3 protein-coding genes are annotated in these 4,132 nt (G+C 41.3%); 2 read left to right on the forward strand and 1 reads right to left on the reverse strand.

Features of this window, described 5'->3' with window-relative positions:
* Positions 1–133: 133 nt before the first annotated feature.
* Positions 134–1,299 (forward strand): IS3 family transposase gene (locus tag L0G63_RS13515; RefSeq protein ID WP_301451118.1). Its coding sequence is split into 2 segments (ribosomal slippage): positions 134–392 and positions 392–1,299, totalling 1,167 coding nucleotides; the frame shifts between segments, so codons are not numbered across the junction.
* A 140-nt stretch (positions 1,300–1,439) separates the two neighbouring features.
* Here the strand turns inward: L0G63_RS13515 and lnt are convergent.
* The gene (gene lnt / locus L0G63_RS13520) at positions 1,440–3,008 is read right to left on the reverse strand and encodes an apolipoprotein N-acyltransferase (protein ID WP_301451119.1); all 1,569 of its coding nucleotides are present in this window, start codon (positions 3,006–3,008) and stop codon (positions 1,440–1,442) included.
* A 239-nt stretch (positions 3,009–3,247) separates the two neighbouring features.
* Here lnt and L0G63_RS13525 point away from each other — a divergent pair, with 239 nt between their 5' ends.
* Positions 3,248–3,892: a DUF411 domain-containing protein gene (locus L0G63_RS13525; RefSeq protein ID WP_007394850.1), complete on the forward strand. Its 645-nt coding sequence runs from the start codon at positions 3,248–3,250 to the stop codon at positions 3,890–3,892.
* Positions 3,893–4,132 lie beyond the last annotated feature (240 nt).

Below are 4,132 nucleotides of genomic sequence, written 5' to 3' on the forward strand. Positions count from 1 at the left end.
TGTGTAACTATTATTTAGATTGTAGAAGTACTTACACGAAATTTAGGAAAGGCTCTAAAACTAGGGTGTGAGCTATGCTGAAGAAACCGTACAACTAAACTTGGTAAACTAAGCGTATTGACAGGAGTTTACCATGACCAAGAAAGTAAGAACCTACAGTAACGAATTTAAAGCTGAAGCTGTCAAGAAGATAGCAGATAATAATGGCAATATCTCAGCTACTGCAAAGCAGTTAGGTATTGCCATGCAAACGCTATCAAACTGGCATAACAAAGCCAATCAAGGCAAGCTTGTTGGCACAGAGCAATATGATCCTGACCTTATGAGTGCTCTTCAAGAAATAAAGCAGCTCAAGCGTCAGCTCAAAGTGGCTGAAGAGGAGCGCGAGATTCTAAAAAAGGCGACCGCGTACTTCGCGAAAAACAGCCCGTAAAGTACGCTTTTATCAAAGACAATCGTCAGATATTTAGCACCACTACTATGTGCCGTGTATTAAGCGTTAAGCCCTCAAGCTACTACGATTGGCTAAGTCGTGACATCAGCGAACAGCAGGTACACCGCAATCAGTGCGAGCTACTAGTTAAAGCCGCTCACAGTGAAATGAAAGAACGTTATGGCGTAGATCGATTGCATGCTCATCTAAGCAAACAAGGCCACAACATTAGCCTGTATATGGTAAGAAGCATCAAAGAGGAACACGGCATCAAATGCCGTCGTCATAAGCGCTTTAAAGTCACTACTGACTCAAACCACAACAAGCTGGTCTATGACAATGTTTTAGATCAGAGGTTTGACGCTAAGCGTCCTAACGAAGCATGGGTCAGCGACATTACCTATATCTGGACTGCTGAGGGCTGGTTATATTTAGCTGGAGTGAAAGATTTATACACCAAAGAGCTTGTCGGCTACGCTATCAATAAGCGCATGACCGCTGATTTAGTATGCCGTGCACTCAATATGGCAATCAAGAACAAACGACCTACTCAAGGACTGATTGTTCATTCAGATAGAGGTAGCCAATATTGTAGCCATGCGTACCATAAGATTATCGAGCAGCATAAGTTTACAGGCTCAATGAGCGGCAAAGGTAATTGCTATGACAACGCACCTATAGAAAGCTTCTGGGGCACATTAAAGAATGAGCTGGTATATCATCAGGACTATAAAACAAGGTTCACAGCCATCAATGATATTATCAGTTATATCGAGCTGTACTACAATCAGACGAGGATTCAAAAGGGTTTGGGCTATCAATCGCCAAGACAGGTGTGGTTTGATTATTATCGTCAAGCTGCGTAATTAAAATCTCCCAAGTTTATGTATACGGATTTGACGGCAGGGGTCAATAGTTTAAAACTTTTATATTTACGTGCGTTAGGACGTTACCTAGAAAAAATAAAAAACTTACACTGATTAAATTATTATGATTAAGTTTACTATTACCCTCGTCTTCTAAGTGTGGTTAGACCTTTGCCAAAATAGCTTAGTAGTAATAACAAGGTTATTATTATCAAGATAGGATAATTTCCCATAAGCATAAAGGGCGTGTTACCAACCCGTGCCTGTATCTCACCACGTAGTACAGTACGCTCAAACTGCGGTGCGCGTTTTACAATACGACCTTTATGGTTAATGATAGCGGTAACACCAGTATTGGTCGCTCGAATAAACCAGCGCCCGTTCTCAAGCGCGCGCATTTGTACCATTTGCAAATGTTGCAATGGTCCTGCTGAAGTGCCAAACCAGGCATCGTTAGAGACGGTCAACAAAAATTCAGTATCGATAGCATTTTTACGCGTGGTATCTGGATAAGCTACCTCATAACAGATAGCCGTCCCTATATTGTGTCCACGCACCTTTAGAGGTGACTGCTGATCACTACCACGACTATAGCTCTTAATATCCTGACTACCGGCCAAACTTGGGAAAATATCGAGCACGCCTTCAAATGGAATATACTCTCCAAAAGGCACTAGACGCTGCTTCTTGTATAGGCCTTCCGCTTCTACACCTCGAGCAATCACGCTATTGTAAAATGGGGGATACTTATCCGTACTGGCATTGAATGCCGCTTTATCCTTATAAGGGATACCAGTTATCCATGTCGTATTGGTCGCATTAGCCATTTCTATCATTTCACTAATAAAGCCCGCAGCCTCATCCTGAAACATAGGAATAGATGATTCAGGCCACACCACAACATCACGTCCCCACTCAGTGCGTGTTAACTTCGCATAAATCTTTAGCGTTTCTACTTGATACTTAGTCAGCCACTTTATATCTTGTGAAATATTACCTTGAATCAATGACACTGACAGATCAGGTGTGCCCTTAGGTTTTGTCCATTGCGGATTGACCAGCCATAATGATGTGCTAATGGCTAATAACAGTACAGAAACGATGGCATAACTACTGCGCCGAAGCAGTAGCTCTACTAAACTTGCAGCCAATAGTATGGCAACAAAAGAGACGGCAAAAACACCAGCAACGGGTGCTAAGGACGATAACCAATACTCTTCAGTAAATGCATAACCAACAAACAGCCACGGAAAGCCTGTGAATAACCAAGTTTTTAACCATTCTTGTAGCACCCAAAGAGCAGCAAATGAAAAGGGTTGTTTGCCTACCATACGGTTAAAGGCTAGTGCTAAAAATCCATGAAACAGTCCCATACCGAGACCCATCAATCCAATCATAATCAATGCGAGCCACGTTGGAGTATCGCTATAATCATGGATAGCTGTATAGAGCCAAAAGCCGCCGACGCACCATAGCCCCATACCGTAAGCTTCACCGATAATAAAAGCGCGACGACCACTCATATTTGGCACCAACAGCGCATATAAAATCGCTGGTGACACTATTGCTAGCGGCCAGAACCCATAAGGCGATAATGCAAATAAAAAAATAGCCCCTGCAAGCCATGCTGCTACTAGCGTAAGCCATAGCGGTAATTGATTTAAGTGAGTACTCAAACGCTTTTGTAGATTAATAGTAGACAGGCGCATCGCAAATTATCCAAAATTATGAGCCTTGAATTTTTAATCAAAATCCAAAACTTAGATAGAGCCGTTAATACTACAGGCAGTATTTTAAAATAAAAACTGCTTATGATACCAGCCTGCACTGCTCAATGGATGAATTTACGTACTCCGTTTAATGGGTTATTATGCTACATTACCAAACGATATGAAGTGTTACTTGATCTTCTATAGCTCACAATATCTACAGTACATGAGAAAGCACTATGCCCCCCTTAAAAATAAAATCCAGTCTTATATGCAATCGTTATCTGTCTAAGGGGTTGCGTAGTACGTTATTATTACTGGCTGCCTCATCACTATTTGCTTGTAGCCAACCGAGTAGTGGCGTATCTGATGCAAGCACAACATCGGCATCAACTGAAGATGTTTTGGCTGTTCCAAAGACAGCTGAACCAAACGTTATAAATAATTCTATGATGACATCAGTAAGTAAACCAGACTTACTAAAAAACGTATCAGCCACTGTCTATAAAGATGCCAATTGCGGCTGCTGTAAAGAATGGATAAGTCATGCAGAAGATAATGGTCTAAGTGCAACCGCGCAAGATGTTGCGGACTTAGCCGTATTTAAAGAGCGCTACAGCGTTCCAAATGAAATGCGTTCTTGCCATACTGTAGTCACTACGGATGGTTACGTCTTTGAAGGTCATGTACCCGCTAAATATATGGCGCAGTTTTTAGAAAATCCGCCAGTACAAGCTATGGGTCTTGCCGTACCTGGCATGCCTATTGGTAGCCCAGGTATGGAGTATCAAAATAAATTCATGCCCTATCAGGTTATGCAGCTCAATAAAGACGGGACAACCCAAGTTTATGCTGATATTGAATCGGTAGAGCAGCAATTATAGTGTGTTAGCAGTTAAGAATACTTTGATTATAGTGTTAGCGTTAAAAGTAAATGAGGCAGGTATAAGACTGTTCTATTGCTTATAAAATGATTCTTCATCAAAAAAATCATTAGCTATTGCGACTTTAAAAGCAAAAACAACTTTGAATTTGTAACTTTTGATGACAATGTAAGCGGATTTATCGGTTATTAGGGTGTGTATAGAATTCAAATCAGGGGCAACCAGATAAAGACACAAGCG

The organism is Psychrobacter sp., assembly GCF_030454045.1.
Lineage (GTDB): Bacteria > Pseudomonadota > Gammaproteobacteria > Pseudomonadales > Moraxellaceae > Psychrobacter.